This window comes from Dyadobacter sp. CECT 9275 (assembly GCF_907164905.1).
In the GTDB taxonomy this organism is placed as follows: domain Bacteria; phylum Bacteroidota; class Bacteroidia; order Cytophagales; family Spirosomataceae; genus Dyadobacter; species Dyadobacter helix.
The window spans coordinates 3758216-3775579 of record NZ_CAJRAF010000002.1; the positions used below are offsets into that span (position 1 = coordinate 3758216).

The 17364-nt window shown below is 41.4% G+C and carries 16 protein-coding genes; 6 read left to right on the forward strand and 10 right to left on the reverse strand.

Annotated features, from left to right (window positions below; all coding sequences use genetic code 11):
* The first annotated feature begins 110 nt into the window (after window positions 1-110).
* The 3 genes from KOE27_RS23340 (at window position 111) to KOE27_RS23350 (ending at window position 3453) form a co-directional block, all read left to right on the forward strand.
* Window positions 111-1592, forward strand: a complete 1482-nt coding sequence (locus KOE27_RS23340) for a Fic family protein (RefSeq protein WP_082218034.1) — start codon at window positions 111-113, stop codon at window positions 1590-1592.
* Window positions 1593-1777: 185 nt separating this feature from the next.
* Window positions 1778-2407 carry a hypothetical protein gene (locus tag KOE27_RS23345; protein WP_082218035.1) on the forward strand — a complete coding sequence of 210 codons (630 nt, stop codon included), beginning with the start codon at window positions 1778-1780 and terminating at the stop codon, window positions 2405-2407.
* Window positions 2408-2409: 2 nt separating this feature from the next.
* Window positions 2410-3453: a helix-turn-helix domain-containing protein gene (locus KOE27_RS23350; protein ID WP_082218036.1), complete on the forward strand. Its 1044-nt coding sequence runs from the start codon at window positions 2410-2412 to the stop codon at window positions 3451-3453.
* A gap of 19 nt (window positions 3454-3472) precedes the next feature.
* Here the strand turns inward: KOE27_RS23350 and KOE27_RS23355 are convergent, their stop codons facing one another.
* Together KOE27_RS23355 and KOE27_RS23360 are read right to left on the reverse strand one after the other, a co-directional pair.
* Window positions 3473-3862: a hypothetical protein gene (locus KOE27_RS23355; RefSeq protein ID WP_215241151.1), complete on the reverse strand. Its 390-nt coding sequence runs from the start codon at window positions 3860-3862 to the stop codon at window positions 3473-3475.
* 315 nt (window positions 3863-4177) lie between these two features.
* The gene (locus KOE27_RS23360) at window positions 4178-4864 is read right to left on the reverse strand and encodes a TetR/AcrR family transcriptional regulator (protein ID WP_082218038.1); all 687 of its coding nucleotides are present in this window, start codon (window positions 4862-4864) and stop codon (window positions 4178-4180) included.
* A gap of 141 nt (window positions 4865-5005) precedes the next feature.
* On the opposite strand from KOE27_RS23360, the gene KOE27_RS23365 reads away from it, so the two are divergent.
* Genes KOE27_RS23365 through KOE27_RS23375 form a run of 3 tightly spaced genes read left to right on the forward strand, consistent with a single transcriptional unit; the run spans window position 5006 to window position 9436 of the window.
* Window positions 5006-6691, forward strand: coding sequence for an ATP-binding cassette domain-containing protein (locus tag KOE27_RS23365; protein ID WP_082218039.1), 1686 nt, complete (start codon window positions 5006-5008; stop codon window positions 6689-6691).
* A complete protein-coding gene (locus KOE27_RS23370; protein WP_082218040.1) occupies window positions 6672-8006 on the forward strand; it encodes an HlyD family secretion protein in 1335 nt (444 codons plus the stop codon). Before KOE27_RS23365 ends, KOE27_RS23370 begins: the two co-directional genes overlap by 20 nt.
* A 14-nt stretch (window positions 8007-8020) precedes the next feature.
* Window positions 8021-9436 (forward strand): TolC family protein, encoded by a 1416-nt coding sequence (locus KOE27_RS23375; RefSeq protein ID WP_082218041.1) that lies wholly within the window; start codon window positions 8021-8023, stop codon window positions 9434-9436.
* A gap of 311 nt (window positions 9437-9747) precedes the next feature.
* Here KOE27_RS23375 and KOE27_RS23380 read toward each other — a convergent pair whose 3' ends face one another.
* The 8 genes from KOE27_RS23380 to KOE27_RS23415 form a co-directional block, all read right to left on the reverse strand.
* Window positions 9748-10575 carry a universal stress protein gene (locus KOE27_RS23380; RefSeq protein WP_082218042.1) on the reverse strand — a complete coding sequence of 276 codons (828 nt, stop codon included), beginning with the start codon at window positions 10573-10575 and terminating at the stop codon, window positions 9748-9750.
* Window positions 10576-10641: 66 nt separating this feature from the next.
* Window positions 10642-11394 carry a TerC family protein gene (locus KOE27_RS23385; RefSeq protein WP_082218043.1) on the reverse strand — a complete coding sequence of 251 codons (753 nt, stop codon included), beginning with the start codon at window positions 11392-11394 and terminating at the stop codon, window positions 10642-10644.
* A gap of 406 nt (window positions 11395-11800) precedes the next feature.
* Window positions 11801-12397, reverse strand: a complete 597-nt coding sequence (locus tag KOE27_RS23390; protein WP_215241152.1) for a leucine-rich repeat domain-containing protein — start codon at window positions 12395-12397, stop codon at window positions 11801-11803.
* Between the two features lie 80 nt (window positions 12398-12477).
* Window positions 12478-13287 (reverse strand): Fic family protein, encoded by an 810-nt coding sequence (locus KOE27_RS23395; RefSeq protein ID WP_170916753.1) that lies wholly within the window; start codon window positions 13285-13287, stop codon window positions 12478-12480.
* A 227-nt stretch (window positions 13288-13514) separates the two neighbouring features.
* Window positions 13515-14249 carry a hypothetical protein gene (locus KOE27_RS23400; protein WP_082218046.1) on the reverse strand — a complete coding sequence of 245 codons (735 nt, stop codon included), beginning with the start codon at window positions 14247-14249 and terminating at the stop codon, window positions 13515-13517.
* Window positions 14250-14671: 422 nt separating this feature from the next.
* Complete coding sequence (locus tag KOE27_RS23405; RefSeq protein WP_082218047.1) at window positions 14672-14869, reverse strand: hypothetical protein; 198 nt, start codon at window positions 14867-14869, stop codon at window positions 14672-14674.
* Window positions 14870-15618: 749 nt separating this feature from the next.
* Window positions 15619-15861, reverse strand: coding sequence for a hypothetical protein (locus tag KOE27_RS23410; RefSeq protein WP_215241153.1), 243 nt, complete (start codon window positions 15859-15861; stop codon window positions 15619-15621).
* Window positions 15862-15914: 53 nt separating this feature from the next.
* The gene (locus KOE27_RS23415; protein WP_082218050.1) at window positions 15915-17351 is read right to left on the reverse strand and encodes an NADP-dependent isocitrate dehydrogenase; all 1437 of its coding nucleotides are present in this window, start codon (window positions 17349-17351) and stop codon (window positions 15915-15917) included.
* Window positions 17352-17364 lie beyond the last annotated feature (13 nt).

A 17364-nucleotide genomic window follows, 5' to 3' on the forward strand; every position in this document is an offset into this window, starting at 1 on the left:
GATTCCTATTGTTTAGATTTCAAGCAAAATTCAGTTTAATAGAAAATTTTCTTACATTATCGTGATTTATTAGAAAAATTTCCAGTAAAATGCTTATTTTGCATTAGTTAATGGAAAGAATTCTTATGATTAGATTACAAGAGATGCTTTTTGGATCCTCTAATAAAGCTGAATCTGCTAAAATTAGTGCATTAGAGAAAAAGGGTGTGATACTTAAGATAGCTCCACGTATCTACACATCAAACCTACAAGAGCATCCCGAGGTTATTATTAAAAGAAATTGGTTTAGGATTCTATCCAATCAGTTCCCAGGCGCAATTTTAAGTCACCGTAGTGCATTGGAGTTTAAGCCGGTGAACGGTGAGCATATCTTTGTTACATACAGCTACACAAGAAAAAACCACTTACCTGGTCTCACAATCCATTTCCAGCAAGGGCCGGTTCGACAAGAAAATGACAATGTATTTTTTGAAAACCTATATGCTTCACAGGAAGCACGAGCCTTTTTGGAAAATATGCAAGAGACCAGAACGAGAAACGATCTTTCTAAAACGCTTCCGATCTCTGACATTGAGGAAAGGCTCGATCTAATCATTAGATCCAGGGGCGAAGAAGCAGTTAATGCTATCCGGGACGAAGCTCGAAGACTGGCTCCCATTTTAGGCATGGAAAAGGAGTTTTCGAAACTTAACCTTGTGATAAGTACGCTTTTGAATACCGGCGATTCTAGGAGCCTCCATTCGCCTGTTGCCATAGCACGATCGCTCGGAGAGCCATTTGACCCACAAAGAATCAAGCTATTCGAGATACTATATCAAGCTTTAAGCGGTAAAACATTTCCTGCTTATGCCGATAAAAACCTCTCGCTGATAGCATATCGAAATTTCGGGTTTTTCGAGAGTTACTTTTCTAACTACATTGAGGGAACCGAATTTGCTGTTAATGAAGCGCAACAAATTATTCAAACCGAAACGCCGCTGCCTGAACGGGACGAAGATTCTCACGATATATTAGGTACTTATCAAATCGTCTCAGACCGGAGGGAAATGTCGATAACTCCCAGTTCGCCTGATGAGCTATTACAGCTGTTAAGAAACAGACATGCTACATTACTACGAGCCCGCATCTCCAAAAAGCCAGGACAGTTCAAGGATAAAAATAACCGGGCAGGCAACACTGAATTTGTAGATTGGCAATTGGTCGCAGGCACCTTAAAAAAAGGATTTGACTGGTATTCCCTTCTTAAGGATCCCTTTGCCAAGGCAGCTTATATGATGTTTATGATCAGTGAAGTTCACCCCTTTCTTGATGGAAATGGTAGGATTGCAAGGGTGATGATGAATGCTGAACTCTCGTCAAAAAGTCTTTCAAAAATCATAATTCCTACTGTTTACCGAGAAGACTACATGGGTGCATTACGAAAGCTCACCCGTCAGTATGATCCCACTCCCTACATCCGCATGCTTCTAAGGACCTTTGAGTTCAGTTCGTATATCTATGGGGAAGATCAGCTCAATATGGAAAACGAATTAATCCAGTCCAACGCCTTCCAGGATCCAGAAGCTGCGAAGCTAGTAATTATCCCACGCTAAGCGCTAGGCTTTCAATAGATCGAGCAAACCTTACTTATGCCAGGAAACCCATCTAAGCTAGCATGAAGTGTTTCTGGAATATTTAACGCCTTCATTTTGGAATATTTTTTTTAAATATTTTGGAATATTTTTCATTTAATTTTTGGAAATTCGACTAGCTTTGTCCTAAACGAACTTATACCAAAATGAGAAAAATCTTAACTTATGCAGAAGCGCATGAAATCGTATCACCGATGTATGACGACTTGGCTGATTGCATCCAAAGTAGTTTTGCTGAACATCTGACTATGTGCGATTTGGCCAATCAATTTGGCAGGCCTGTCTCCTATGAAAATAGGACCAAGGCTAATATCATACATGACCACCTAAAATCTCATGTGACTGAAAAGTTTCTCAATAGTAATGTGTTTGAGGTTGACAAATGGAACAACATATTCGGCGTCAAGGTAAACGATGACATATTTATACGGTTCAACAAAATCAATGAGAGCCGCAAAATTAGCTGCCGTAAAACAAATCAGTATATCAGCTATATGAGGCAAGGGGAAATTCAAGGGTTTCCCGCAAGTCCAACATTACTTTTTGCTGGATACTTGCCTGACGAGAACTGGACTTCAATTAGGGGAATATATTTATTATGCCCTGATAATGAGAATGTTCTTCATTGGTCATATGAATTGGATCGTCGCAATAGCAGCGAACAACTATCAGTCTTTGAAAGAAACGAAGGGCGCAAAAGAAAGGTTAAGCTAAAACTCTCCGATGATGAAATCTACAAAACACTCAACATCAGGAAATCTGGCACGAATGACTAAGTATGAAATTCAATGAAAAAACATTAACCCTCGCCCGAGAATCTCGCGGGTATACTCAAAAGCAACTTTCTGAAAAATCAGGGGTTGCCCAAGGCACTATTTCCAAAATTGAACTAGGCCAGCTCTCTGCGCCTGAATATTTAATAGAACTATTTAGTAAGGCACTAAACTATCCAGTCGATTTTTTTGCTCAGGAGCCTTACTTCTATGTTCGAGGACATTACCGGTCAAAACAGTCCATATCAGATAAAGCATCAAAGATGTATTTGGCCAAAATGACCATTGTTGAACGCATTTTTACGACTTTACAGACTGCCGTCGAGCTGCCGGAGCCTAATGTGCCCAGTTGGGATATTGATGTAGATGGCGGCAATCCAGCTATGGCCGCTTTATTTGTTAGGGATAAATGGAAAATACCCAAAGGCCGCATCAACAACTTAACTGAATTGGTTGAAGACAATGGAATTTTAGTGATGCTACTTGATCTTGGTGAAAAGGATGGTTTTAGCACATACTCAGACATTAAGTACCCTGTCATATTCCTTAACAACAGACGAACCTCAGACCGGCTTAGATTTACACTTGCCCACGAGCTGGGGCACTTAGTGTTACACTGGGGCAAGAAGGATCATGGCCGTGACGAAGAGCAGGAAGCACACGAATTTGCAAGCGAACTACTAATGCCAAGCCAAGACATAAAGCCGTATTTGAACAAGCTCAATTCTAGCACATTGACTGATCTAAAAAGGTACTGGAAAACATCAATGGCTTCTATCGCCCGAAAAGCAAAAGATTTGGGTACAATAACCCAAGACCAATATTATTATATGATGAAGGGCTTTTCAGCCAATGGTTACCGTACTTTCGGTGAGCCGGAACTATTTGAGCCTGAAAAACCAACAATTTTGAGTGATATCGTTGAACTGTACCTCAATGATCTGAATTACACGAAACAAGAATTGGCAAGCCTTTTGCACCTTTCAATGGACGACCTCGACGAATTGCTTTTTAACAAGGCGAAACTCTTTCAGATATCAAGAAATTAAGCCCCTAAATGGGGCTTAATTAATATGGTAGGTAGTCATCATATGCCCACCAACATACCTTGAAGGTAACTAGCACTTCATCACGATTTTCATCTAGCATATAAAAACCCGGCTGATAATCTCCATCATCAATGCTATTGTAGGTTGCAGATGCCTGCTTTTCACCATCCTCTTTACTTGATAGCACTTGTAAAGGCCTATCATCTTGTGGCATAGAGTCGATAACGTTGTTCCAAACAACTGGTCTTATTACTCGCCTGTCATCTAATATCTCATCAACTTCAAACTTGGAAAGAAATTTAATCTTAGTAAAATATTCATCCCAGTACGCAGGACTAGACTGCGGGTTTGTCTTGTCTTCATAAAGAAAAAACCGCCATACTTCCCCACTTTCGTCCAAATGTTTCACCGAATTTTCCACCAAAATCGAAGCTGGTCTTTTTTGCAGGTAGTTATATAGGGGACACCTTAACGGAAAATTAATGCATCCCTGCATTTCTGAATAAAAAAGCAAAAAAAGCGGACTATAATCTAATTATAGCGACAGCAATAAGGCAAAGTAGTCAGAGATCTCACCAGCTAATCGAGTTTGAAAAGTAATCCTTAAATCGGTTTGGCCTCAAAGTATTTGCGGGCAAAGTAGTTATCCTGATTTTGAAGGTTTCAGATCGTGTTGTTTGGATATGTTATCCAGCCCTTATGATTGCTGCTTTTCATCAATCTCTTATTTCAAACTTTGGTCACCTAGTACCGTAAAAAGCAGATTGCTTAGAAATAAGGCTGTGTAGTCTTTCTGGCCCAACGCACCAACGTCTGTCAGCTTGGGAAGATAGTTGCTGAAAAACTGCTGAAAATGCGATGTCTCTATCAAGGTGCTGCTCAGGGACCTGGGATACTGATAGTCAGGATTATATTCTGTGACGACCTCGGCAATTTTAGCACACAAGTCTTTATAGGGTTTAAAAACCTCTGACTTATTGATCTCTTTAACTTCCTTTACCAGGTACACTTTACTGCTTTCCGAAATGATGATCTGGTTGAGGTACCTTTTATTGTAATCCATCATGCCACTACTTTCTGGAAGTTCCTGGGTGAGCAGCTCGATAATGGTCTTCAATTTTTCTTTCGGATCCGTCATATTCTGCAGTCTAAACATGACCAGAAACTCCATGTAGCTCCAATACCAGTTCAATATGTAAAGTAGTAAGCGGTGTTTGTTTTCAAAGTACCGGTAAATTGTCGCTTCGGTCGTATTGACCTCTAACGCAAGCTTTTTGAATGTAAAATGCTCAAAGCCAAGTTCATAAATCAGGTCTATCGCGCTTTTTATCAATCGTTTACCAAGCTCACTGCTTTCAGGGTCCCGCAGGTAGACTTTTTCGTTTAAGTGAAAGCTTAGATGAAAATTCATATCGAGCAAAATTTGAAATTAGTGTAACACAAGCTAAAAATAGCTTTTGTATTGCAAATAGTTAAATAAATATTTAAACAATAGTAATACTACTATTTAAATTAGTAACAGTATATTTGCATAAAATAGAATGATAAGACAATGGAGAAAATAAAGCCCTTTAAACGGCTATGGGACTTAATCTTAACAGACAGGTCCGATATTGGATCGATCTACTTCTATGCAATATTGAGCGGAGTAGTCAATTTAAGCCTACCACTTGGTATTCAAGCTATTATCAGCTTTGTCCTGGGGGCCTCGATGGTCACTTCCATTTATGTATTGATTACGTTAGTCGTAATCGGGGTGGCCGCTGTCGGCCTGATGCAGATCAATCAAATGAAGATCATTGAAAAAATACAGCAAAAGATTTTCACGCGTTATGCTTTTGAATTCGCTGACAAAATCCCCCGGTTCGACCTGATAAAAACGGACGGGTTCTATCTGCCGGAAAAAGTGAACCGGTTTTTCGATGTATTGAGCGTACATAAAGGTATCTCCAAACTATTACTTGAAGTCCCTATTGCCAGTATCCAGATCGTTTTCGGTCTGGCCTTACTGTCAATTTACCATCCTTTCTTCATTCTTTTTGGACTATCCCTGCTATTGGTGCTTTCGCTGATTTTCCGACTAACGGGCGCAAACGGTTTAAAGACTTCCCTGCAAGAGAGCGTCAATAAGTACAAGACCGTCGGCTGGCTTGAAGAAATGGCAAGAATTAACAATCCCTTTAAGCTTGCCTATGATGCCCATTTCAATTTGACTAGGACCGATACGAACGTAAGCAAGTACCTGCAATCGCGTACAGACCATTTCGGTGTGTTACTTTTTCAATATAAAACACTCATGATCACCAAAGTGGCCATCACCTTGGCGATGCTGGCAGGAGGCTCTTACCTTTTGCTCGAACAGGAAATCAATGTTGGTGAATTCATTGCGGCTGAAATCGTGGTGTTGACCGTGATCAATGCAGTTGAGAAATTGATCATCAATTTAGATAGTGTATACGATGTGGTCACTGGCCTGGAAAAGCTTGCGACCATTACTGAAAACCTCTCTGAACAAACGGGAAGCATTACTTTGGACTCAGTTGAAAAAGGCATCGGCATTGATCTGATTGATTTTTCTTTTGCATTCCCCAGCGGTAAGACAATATTCAGCGGTGTCAACATTCATATTCCATCAGGGAGCCTGGTAGGCGTATATGCAACCGGCATGTCAGGCAAATCCACTTTCTTAAAGATACTCGCCGGACACTTTCAGCAATTCTCCGGCTCTTTACTGATCAATAAGGTGCCCCTCAGAAATTACCGGTTGCCGTCGCTTCGCAAAAGACTAAGTCTGTACCTGAATGAAAAGGATATATTTATCGGATCGGTTCTGGAAAATATTCTTGTGGGCCGAAACCATATCAGCTCGCAGGAAATAGTAAATCTGGCCGAGAAGACCGGCCTTTCTGGATTTTTGGACGCATTGCCTGAAGGGTTTGAAACCCAGGTAGCCCCCAACGGCAAGAACCTGCCAAGTCAATATGTCAAACGCATTTCCCTGCTCAGGGCTTTGCTGGACAATCCGCTCCTTTTACTACTGGAAGATCCCTGGGAGGGCATGGGCGGACCTGAAAAGCAGAAAATGATGGGGTACTTGGCCAGTAAACGCGGCCAGTCCACGGTAGTTATTGCAAGCAGTGACCCCGGATTTCTAGCACAGTGCGACTACCATATTGTACTCAGTAACGCAACAGCCACTATAACACCAAACGTAGAAGATGGATCCGCTTTCTTATAAAATCCCGCTCAAATCCCTGGATACCATTTACCTGCAGGACCAGGAAAGCAAGGTCAGGTATTGGTTTTACGGCATCGTTATCCTGCTGGGACTGACGCTGTTTTTACCATGGACACAGAACATCAAGGCCCGGGGCGACATTACTTCGCTTTACCAGGAACAGCGCCCTCAAAACATTAACTCCCCTATTCCGGGTAAAATCGTCAGATGGGCTGTCAAGGAAGGGGACTTCGTAAAAAAAGGCGACACGATCTTGCAAATCTCGGAGATCAAAGAAGACTATCTGGACCCCAATCTGGTCAGCCGTACCCAGCAGCAGGTGGAAGCAAAAAAAGGTGCAATCAATTTCTATAAAGGAAAAGCGGCCACCTCCGTCTCGCAGATGGAAGCCCTCAGCTCCGCGCAAACTTTTAAGATCAGTCAACTTGAAAACAAGCTGGGCCAGCTTAACAACAAGCTCACAGGCGAGCAGGCTGAGCTGGAAGCCATCACCAATGAATTTAACCTGACCAAAGATCAGTACGAGCGCCAGCAGAAAATGTTCGAGCAGGGGCTGGTTTCACAGACTCAGCTCCAGCAGCGCAACACCACGTTTCAGAATGCGTTGGCTAAAAAAATAGCTGCCGAGAATAAGATAGCACAGACCAGGCAGGAGATGCTCATTGTAAAGATCGAACAAAACGGCGTGCAGCAGGAATATACCGAAAAGATCAGCAAGGCAGAAGGCGACCGGTTGCAGAGCCTGAGCAATATCGCATCCGGACAGGGGGAAATGGCCAAACTGGAAAACCAGGTTGCCAACTACACCATTCGAAATGGCATGTATGTTATCCTGGCCCCGCAGGATGGCCAGATCGTCCAGGCAAATAAGGCGGGTATTGGGGAGATACTCAAAGACGGGGAACGTATCACGGTGATCGTTCCGACACGGGTAAACTATGCGGTGGAAATGTATGTGCGCCCGGTAGACTTGCCGCTGGTCAGCACCGGGCAAAAAGTCAGGTTCATGTTTGATGGCTTCCCCGCTATCATATTCAGCGGCTGGCCCCAGAACAGTTACGGGACCTTTGGCGGAAAGGTGGTCGCATTCGAGCACACGATCAGCACCAATGGGATGTTCAGGGTGCTTGTGGCCGAAGATGCCACTGACCGGCCCTGGCCGCAGCAACTGAAACTGGGAACAGGGGCGCAAGGGATTGCCCTTCTGAAAGACGTCCCCCTTTGGTACGAGCTATGGCGTAACATCAACGGATTCCCACCGGATTATTACACTTTGAAGGAGCCCGGGTCCAAAGGTTCGGGTAAAGAAAAATAAAATGAGGCTGAATTATGAGAAGCTTGGCAATACAATTAGGCCTTCTGGTTGGGCTGACGGTTTTAACCCCGGCGAAATCGCAGGATTCTACCAAAACATTAAATGCGGCGCAAGTCATGGAGCTGGTGCGAAAGTTTCACCCAGTGGCCATACAGGCTGGTATCCATATTGATAAGGCCCAGGCCGACCTGTTGATCGCCCGCGGCGGGTTTGATCCCATCCTGGGTGCTTACGTATCGCGCAAGCGTTTTGAGGGAACTAATTATTACAACGCGACCTCGCCCGAAATCACCATTCCTACCTGGTATGGGATCGAAGTGCACAGCGGCGTAGATAACTACACCGGGGAGCGGCTCGACCCGACGATAACCAAAGGACAATCGGCTTTCCTGGGTGTGAGCGTTCCCCTGGCACGGGACCTGGTCATGGACAAGCGGCGGGCATTCTTGAAGCAAGCCCGCATTTTCAGGTCCCTGGCTGATACCGAGCAAAAACTGGTGCTGAATGATTTGTTGATGGATACCATGGATGCGTATTGGCAGTGGGTCGGTTACTACAATCAGTCTCTGATTGTTAAGGCTAATGTTGAAATCAACACGCAGCGGCTTGATTTTGTCCGCAAGTCGCTGCTCAATGGCGAGCGTGCTGCCATTGACACCATTGAAACATTGGCCCAGTTACAGAGCTTTCAATATCAACAAAATCAGTATCAGCTTGAATTTCGCAATGCAGGTCTGCGGCTTTCTGCGTTTCTATGGAATGATGCGGGCGAGCCATTTACGCTGCCTGAAGCGGTTGTACCTCCCGCCGACTGGGACAATGAACAAAACATAAAAGACTTCGAGCTAGACCTGTCCAGTCTGCTTTTGACGGCCGCACAAACACATCCTGAAATGCGTAGTTATGATTTTAAGCTACGTGCCCTGGACATTGAAAAAAAGCTCAAATTCCAACAACTTTTACCAAAAGCCGATTTCCGATACAACCACCTGAGCAAAGGGTATAATGCACTGGCAAGCGCCGGAGAGTACGCAATTTTTGATAACAACTACCAGTACGGATTCAAGTTTGAAATACCCCTGCGGCTTTCAGCAGGACGCGGGGAATACAAGAAGGCGCAGCTCAAAATCCAGGAGACCAGGCTGGGACGAATGCAAAAACAGCTGGAGCTGGAAGTGAAAGTCAGACAATACTACAATGAGTTTAATGCGCTTAGGCAGCAGATCAGCCTGCAAAATTTGAACTATGCAAACTACCAGCAACTGGTGAAGGCCGAAGAAGTTCGGTTTTCCAATGGTGAAAGCTCGTTATTCCTGATCAACAGCCGTGAAAATAAAGCGCTGGAAGCCCGGCAAAAACTCATCGAGCTGAAAACGAAATATTTTAAAATAGCATATGCTCTCCAATGGAGTGCGGGATTGCTGGACTAAACAATTCTAAAATCTAAACAAACATCAAGATTAAATACTGCCCGGTGGTTATTGCCCGGTAGCCCAGAGTCGAAGGATGTAATACAAAGTGCCGGTCAGCCACGGCTACCAATATATGCTTTGTAGCTGGCACATTTTAATTTTCTAGAATAATGGTGGTGATAATGGTGTGCGTTGTTGGCGTTTTGCACCCGTATGCCCTCTCCCAATCTGGAGATTCGGCCGGCCAAACGTTTCTTGTTTTGATCAGACCACATAAGACTGCCTACTAAACTGTGCTAAGTATACAATCAACTTAAAACGAAAGCCACTTACCTGATATGGTATACGAGTAAGGGCAGACGCGTTTCCACAACCAATCTTTTTGTCATACTTGGATTTGTGATATACTGTTCTAAAAAGCCTCTTTCACGGGTAGAAACAACTAATAAGTCAGCGCCTTCCTGGTAACAATACCTTCTAATACCCTCAATAAAATTTATATCCTGTGCGATAACAACGTCCATATCTGCTATATCGAGCTCCTGGATGTTTCTTAGCATATGCTCTTCATTTGTATGGCTCCCAAGCTGGTGGAACGGATTAATGTGAACCAGGATAAGTTTGGCACCAAGCTGCTTTGCCAGCGCCTTTATCTGATGCAAAATCTCAGTTTCTCGCGGGTCAAACCGCGTAGCATATACAATATTTTTAAACTCCTTTACTGTAGCCTGGGGCGGGATAACCAAGACAGGACAGAGCGCATCCAACGCAACACGGGCTGACAAACTGCCGATCAGTTTATCCATAAATGTCCCCTGCCCTGTCCGGCCAATGACAATCAGATCAGCATTGATCTCATCTGCCTGCCGCAATATCGCAGTCTGGACCGCATCCGACTCCCAAATACCGTGCACCTGATATCCTTCTGACTGAACGCCAGCTACATATTCGTCCAGTTGCTGCTTGTACGAGTTTTCCAATTCGTTGAAAATTACACGCGTACCCTCTGTGATTGGTATTGCAATGCCCTTATCCGCAGACTGGGAGGTATGCATAATGGCCAATTCAGCGCCTGTTTTATCCGAAATTACTTTGGCCGCTTTCAGTACTTTTTGTGAATTTTTTGAGAAATCAATAGGGACCAGTATTGTTTTCATAAAGTATTGGAAATGTTTGATATTGCACGTAAGATAAGCTTGTGGATTACTCGTACTTTTTACCAACTATGATAGCAGGCGATCTTCTGTTTGCTGGTAATGTTCATGGGTTTTTACCGGAGTGCTTTTTGATTTGTTCATGCGTATCTGAAACACATCAACCAGCAGCGAAAATGCCATAGAGAAGTAAATGTAACCCTTTGGGATTTCAAGCCCGAAACCCTCACTCACCAACGAAAAGCCAATTAGTAACAAAAATGACAAAGCGAGCATTTTAAATGCGGGATGCCGGTTTACAAAACTAATGATCGTTTCGGCAGCTACCAGCATCAGTATCACTGTCGCAATAACCGCCACATACATTACCCAAACTTCCCTTACCATACCAATGGCGGTAATTATCGAGTCGATGGAAAAAACCATATCCATGATTAGTATCTGCGTAAGGACTTCTACGAATGAGGAAGCTTTTATCTGTTTACTCTGGTCGCCTTCCTCCCCTTCCATTTTATGATAAATCTCAGTTGAACTCTTATAAAGCAGAAATAAACCTCCGGCAAGTAGCACCAGCTCTTTACCGGAAAACCCTTCGCCATAAACCACAAATAAGTCCTTATCAAGCCTCATAATGAGTGAGATGAGAAGCAAAAGCCCAATGCGCATCACACCAGCAAGTACCAGACCGTACTGCCTGGCTTTCATCTGTTGATCTGCCGGGAGCTTCGCTGCGATAATAGATATAAAAATGACGTTGTCAATGCCTAGAACCGCTTCCAAAGCGACCAGCGATAACAGTGAAATGATGATTTCGAATTCCACGGATAATGTTGTTTAAGTTTGCCCTTTAAATATGAGTGCGGTCTGAACTGCCTATCAAAGCGAATTTCATCATACTTATCATTGGAAAATCTAAATCGCGACAAAATGATTACTTCCTGGCCAAACTCGACCCATAAAAACAGGGTATAAGAAAGCTTTGGAACCTATCATGTCTACTTTGCTCTTGTCAAGATCCAGCAGACTACAAACCATATAAATGCTTGTAGCTTTGCTGATGTTAATGAGCAGAAAATAGCCCAGGAGCGCGTCACGCCATGGAGGTATTCATTGCAGAACATAAAAATCTGAAATGCCAACCTCAAAACTTTGTGCAAATATTAAATTCATAAAAAATAAACCGAAATCTTCGTTAGAAATACTAGTTAGTATTCTGAACATCTAGAACTCAAAATTTTATTTTAATTCCATAATTTTGATTCTGAATGTTTTGATGACTATCTGGACTTATTCTATTATCACGGATATATAGATATTTTAAATTTCTCAAACCCTTTATTTCAGCAGGTACAGAATTGAAGTCATTTTCGTTTAAGTAGAGCATTTCCAAATGCGCCAAGCTACCAATATTCTTAGGCAACCTTTTTAAATGGTCATTTTCTAAATGTAAAATTTTGAGACTTGGTAACAGGCTAAGCGTCCTTATCGCAGTAGCTACCTTGAAATGTTTTTCATCATTTAAAAATAGTTCCTCTAATTTAGTTAAATTACTCAATGACTTAGGTAGAATTTTAAAATCGTTGCCACTTAAATCAAGTACTTTCAAATTCCGTAAAAATGCAATTTCACCAGGTATTTCTTTTAAATGATCGTTTTTGAGACTTAAATATTGCAGATTTTCAAATTTAGCCCAATTAACATTTTGCATCATTGAATTTTTGTTGCTCAAATTTAAACGGTAAACTATTTCTGGATTTTTAAGAGCCTCACCCAAGGACGTATATTCTTTATTTATTAAAGTAGAATCTACATTACTTATTGACATTGATACTAGCTTTGACTGACCCAATACAATTTGCGAATAGGTACAAAGTATAATAATAAGGTGGCTGTATTTCATTTTCATTATTTTATTCCACGATTTTTTGACTGAGATTTTTCTCTATTTATTCCTATAAGATTGACGCTATCATAAAGTAAAGTAACATTGACCAACAAGCGATCAAGTTCCTGTTCAAAGAACTGCTCGGTGTAATCATTCCATTTACCTGGGTGGTTCATAAGCTCTTTAAAGCTACTAGCAAGTGTAGCAATATATTCCTTTTTTTGCGGAGTATCATTTATAAATATTGGGGGATATAACTCGTACATTAGCATCCAGTTTTTTGCAATTCTTGTCACTCTTCCATTTCCATCCACAAAAGGGTGAATTCTAATTAGCTCATGATGAAAATATATTGCCCTAATAACAGGATTTGAAATGAATTGAATTTTGTAAAAAAGTTCAGAAACCAATTGCGGAACGTCTGTTGGATCGGGACAAATATAGGCTCCAATTTGAACAAAGGTTTGTCTGTACCGGTTGGGATGGATAGCATTAGTTTCGGGAGAGGCTAAACGAAGAAGCTGAAATAACTGCATTTCCCTTTCAAAATTATAGTGCAAAATTATTTCTTCTATAACAAAATCAAGTGATACTTTTAAGTTTTGTAAATACTCCTTGGCTTCTTCTTCATTTTGAGCTTCCATTTGAGCATTTTTAATACTCAATAGTTCTTTTAGATTATTAACTCCTTCTAAATATATGTCCAATAGGTCATCGTCGAGGTGGTGCCGGCTGTAGATAATCAGTCTGTAAATTGACTTTATTGTGTTGTCAATTTCGTCTATCTTTTTTTGGTTCATCTTAATTACCTCTATTGGTAGTAGTTCCATTATCACTTGCATTTAATCGTTTTAATTTTATTATACCACTAAACAGGCGAAGGCAATTGAAAAATAATAGATCCCTTGGGGAATGTTAAACAGAAAGCTTTTTACAAGAAGCGAAACGCGTACCGTTATTAAAAAACACAAAATCTGATAAAAATCACCTTATCCAAATTACCCACTTTATCCCTTATTTTCATAAATTCAACGCCAAAGGCGGCGCACTTCAGTTGTCAATATAGGTTCCACCCCATAATGTTCAGTTCCAAAACAAGTCCCATAGGTTTAGGTGTATTGAGGTTTGGTATTTGCCAACCAGCACATATTTGCACTTTTTTACCTACATTATACATTCCTCCAATTACAGCAACAGCAGCATCATTACTTCCGCTTACCCAGTCACCCATTAAATACCACTTTTTTGAGAGTTTGATTTCATAGCCGACCATTGCCCCAAAGGTGTTTCCTTGCCCAACAAACATTTGATTGGTATGGTAAATCCCACCAACAATTCTACTTTTATTTTGCATGAAATGATAGATTCCGATACCATAGTTATAGTAATTTAATTCTTTCTTCTGTATTTTACTGCTTAAGTTATAGCCTATTTGTGTGCCAAAATTGATATCAAAATATTCATTAATAGCAAATTGTTTTTGAATAGTTCCCATCAAAACGGGATACAATGAACCTTTTTGTGAGTTGTCATTGTGTAATAACCGCCATTCTGGGTTAAAGTAAATTCCTTTTCCCACCAAGTTCACCCCTACATCCCAGCCCTTGCCAAGTCCATATACAAAATGAGCCTTAGACTCTAACTTATCCGAATAGATATTAAGTTGATGTTGATAGAAAACCTTTTTATCGATTGTTATATCTCCTGATGGTATATTGAATAAATTCTGTTGTCCGAATGAAGCTTTGGAAATAACAAGGAATAAAATTAATGTCTTATTTAAGTAATTCATAAAGTTTTATTTCTTGTTAAGTATTTTTGTTTAGTCGTACCCTTGTCAATAGTTAGGATTGTACCGGTCGTTTCAGGGCTTTGCGATGATGGAACATCCATCGATCATCGGACCACCCAACAACAAATACTTTTTTTGATAAACAAATGAACAATACCGCTAGTTGTACTTGATAATCTGTCAAAGCTCAAACTTAGGATACCATAGGTAGCGATGCACAAAGCAACTCGTTGAATATTACCAAAAGATTCCCAGTCGAACTTATACGAAAATTCCGGAGTCAAGGACATTATAGGTAGTGGTTAAATTGAGGATGGGCATCGGACCGTGATTGAGAAGAGAATGAAACGTAATAGACAAGGACGGATTATTTAGGCCTGTTAATTAGGTTTATCTTGTATCCTAAATTCAATTTTCACGAGTTAAATTTTTTGGCTTTCATTTGTTTCAATTTTGATTTCATTTTGGGTTAACATTTGACCGGATGCATAAGCTCCAATTATTACTCCGAAAGACGCGAGTAATTGGCTTTCAACAAAATTCTTAGTTGTGAAAGCCATTGTTATAATAGCCGTCATTAGCGTTAGGATCAAAGTAGCTTTTATCATATCTGAATTCATTCCAATTTTTGATTTGGGTGTTAAAACTATTCTACGCCAATAGCTGCTCTATAATCGATAGTTGTTCAATTGTTATTTCTATTGCAACCTGCTAATCTCACTCGGCTATCATTTTTCTGAAAGTAAGGTGTAGTGTACCTATTAAGGCTTTTACTATTCTAACGACGCTAGGGCAGTAACCGAATTCGTATAATGGAGTCCACGGATATCTTACACCCCAAAGATTTTGCCAATGACAGATTATCCTGGATCTCTAACCTGGCCTTTGACAATGCCGTGATTTGTCGTTCGCTTACACAATCACTGACACCAAAGCGTTCCTGCGCGCTGAAGCTTCTTAGTGTGTGGAAGTTAATATTGTTTGTAATCAGGCTTAATAAGATGTCCCGGGCATCTTCTGCTTCGAAGATACCGGACATCAATGTGATATTGTCTGTAATTTCCATAAGGCTTGCACTATTTGCTTATTGAGAGATAGTCAATTTCCCTGCCGCAGTTAAAAACTTTGCAGCGGACACAAAATTTTATGTCCGCTGCTGTATACATAAGGACAGGATGCTTTGAAAAATATAAAATTTTCTATTTTGGCATGTTCTGGGCAGCTACCGGATCTTACAGTGTTTGCCTGACCAAAATCTATCACCACATTTGCATTACACTGTTTTTTACATCGGTAATGACGTAGCTCTAAAAGATGATTCAAGGGTGGTGACCCGTATCATTTCTATAAATCAGGCAATCCTTGCGGATCATCCAGCATTTATATGCGATATAATTGCGATTTTATCCTCACCCTGTTGCATGTACTCCTTCATTTCGGAAAGCTCCCGCTGAAGATTTTTTATCTTTCCTTCACGGCTTTTAATATCTTCTTCGTTCATCTGGGAATGAATTTTACGTTCATGGTATTTGATTTTTATCTGGACCATTGTAGTAACCAGCTCAATGGCATCATCAACCTGAAACTCACCCTTTATTAATTGGATTGTCATTTTTCGTTGGCTGTTATGTTCCTGAATATATATTTACCATTAGGATTGACACGTTATTGGCCTTGACCCATTGAAAACCCGTCCTTGCCATCGAACATATAAAGGTTCTCTGTCTTGATAGTGTCTACGTTTTCTGATATAGACCTGGTAAGAAGGCGAGCTATAACTTCCTTATCTGTCAGCTTGCCATACTTTGCCTTGAAACGGCACCGCCAGTGGTCGGTCAAAAAAGTTTCCTCAAATCCATTGGGCCAAACTTTAATCCCCCTGTTCGTAATCATTGCAAGCTCAATACCGTCCACCTCTATACGTTTCATGGTAATCGCCAGCTCATCCGGGTCTTTGCCAACCCAGTCAACAAATAGATCAACTCCGACAAGCTCCTTGACTGCCCTGGCCTGGCGCTGATATTTTGGAAGTACCAGCGCTGAATTCCCGCTAAAAGATACCTCCTTCAAAGCGCGCGGTTTCTTCCCAAGATTTTCTATAACTGCCAAAGCAAATTCTTTCGTGCCCACTTTCAATCTGCTGGTCTGATCTCTAAATATATCATAGGTATGCGTTCCATCCTCTATGGTTTTGAGCCAGGCGTTGTGTACTCGTTCAGCTACTTTAGTTTGCCCGATGTGGTTTAACATCATTACAGCACCTTGCAGTAAACCTGATGGATTAGCCAGGTTTTGGCCCGCCCTTCTCGGCGCCGAGCCGTGGATAGCTTCAAACATGGCACATTCTTCCCCAATATTGGCTGAACCCGCTAAACCAACGGACCCTGCTATTTGAGCAGCCACATCACTTAGCACATCACCATACAGGTTGGGCATTACCAGTACATCGAAGAGCTCCGGGGTATCAGCCAGTTTTGCCGCGCCAATATCGATGATCCAGTGCTCATTCTCTATATCCGGATATTGCTTTGATATTTCATCGAAGACGCTATGAAACAAGCCATCAGTTTGTTTCATAATGTTATCTTTGGTGAAACAGGTAACCTTTTTTCTGCCTTGCTGCTTGGCATATTCGAAAGCATACCGAACAATTTTTTCACAGCCCGGCCGGCTAATTAATTTCAGGCATTGAACGACTTCGTCTGTCTGACGGTGTTCTATCCCGGCATATAAATCTTCCTCGTTTTCCCTGATGATAACAATGTCCATATCTGGATGCTTGGTATTGACAAAGGGATGAAGGCTCATGCAGGGCCGCACATTGGCGTAAAGCCCTAAAAACTTGCGGGTCGTTACGTTCAAACTTTTGTAACCGCCACCTTGCGGGGTGGTGATAGGCGCTTTTAGAAAAATCTTATTGCGGCGAATCGTATCCCAGGATTCTGGTGCTATACCAGCGGTGTTTCCTGCAAGATAAACTGTTTCACCAACTTTAATTTCTTCAATGTCAATCTTTGCACCCGCAGATAAAATAATCTTCAAAGTAGCATCCATGATTTCAGGGCCAATCCCATCGCCCTTGGCAATTGTAATTTTTGTCATATGATCTTGAACG

Excerpts from the sequence above, each read along its gene's own strand:
- KOE27_RS23340 (WP_082218034.1), top strand. The coding sequence starts at position 111 with ATGGAAAGAATTCTTATGATTAGATTACAAGAGATGCTTTTTGGATCC.
- KOE27_RS23345 (WP_082218035.1), top strand. The coding sequence starts at position 1,778 with ATGAGAAAAATCTTAACTTATGCAGAAGCGCATGAAATCGTATCACCG.
- KOE27_RS23350 (WP_082218036.1), top strand. The coding sequence starts at position 2,410 with ATGAAATTCAATGAAAAAACATTAACCCTCGCCCGAGAATCTCGCGGG.
- KOE27_RS23360 (WP_082218038.1), bottom strand. The coding sequence starts at position 4,864 with ATGAATTTTCATCTAAGCTTTCACTTAAACGAAAAAGTCTACCTGCGG.
- KOE27_RS23365 (WP_082218039.1), top strand. The coding sequence starts at position 5,006 with ATGGAGAAAATAAAGCCCTTTAAACGGCTATGGGACTTAATCTTAACA.
- KOE27_RS23370 (WP_082218040.1), top strand. The coding sequence starts at position 6,672 with ATGGATCCGCTTTCTTATAAAATCCCGCTCAAATCCCTGGATACCATT.
- KOE27_RS23375 (WP_082218041.1), top strand. The coding sequence starts at position 8,021 with ATGAGAAGCTTGGCAATACAATTAGGCCTTCTGGTTGGGCTGACGGTT.
- KOE27_RS23380 (WP_082218042.1), bottom strand. The coding sequence starts at position 10,575 with ATGAAAACAATACTGGTCCCTATTGATTTCTCAAAAAATTCACAAAAA.
- KOE27_RS23390 (WP_215241152.1), bottom strand. The coding sequence starts at position 12,397 with ATGTCAATAAGTAATGTAGATTCTACTTTAATAAATAAAGAATATACG.
- KOE27_RS23395 (WP_170916753.1), bottom strand. The coding sequence starts at position 13,287 with ATGGAACTACTACCAATAGAGGTAATTAAGATGAACCAAAAAAAGATA.
- KOE27_RS23400 (WP_082218046.1), bottom strand. The coding sequence starts at position 14,249 with ATGAATTACTTAAATAAGACATTAATTTTATTCCTTGTTATTTCCAAA.
- KOE27_RS23405 (WP_082218047.1), bottom strand. The coding sequence starts at position 14,869 with ATGAATTCAGATATGATAAAAGCTACTTTGATCCTAACGCTAATGACG.
- KOE27_RS23410 (WP_215241153.1), bottom strand. The coding sequence starts at position 15,861 with ATGACAATCCAATTAATAAAGGGTGAGTTTCAGGTTGATGATGCCATT.
- KOE27_RS23415 (WP_082218050.1), bottom strand. The coding sequence starts at position 17,351 with ATGACAAAAATTACAATTGCCAAGGGCGATGGGATTGGCCCTGAAATC.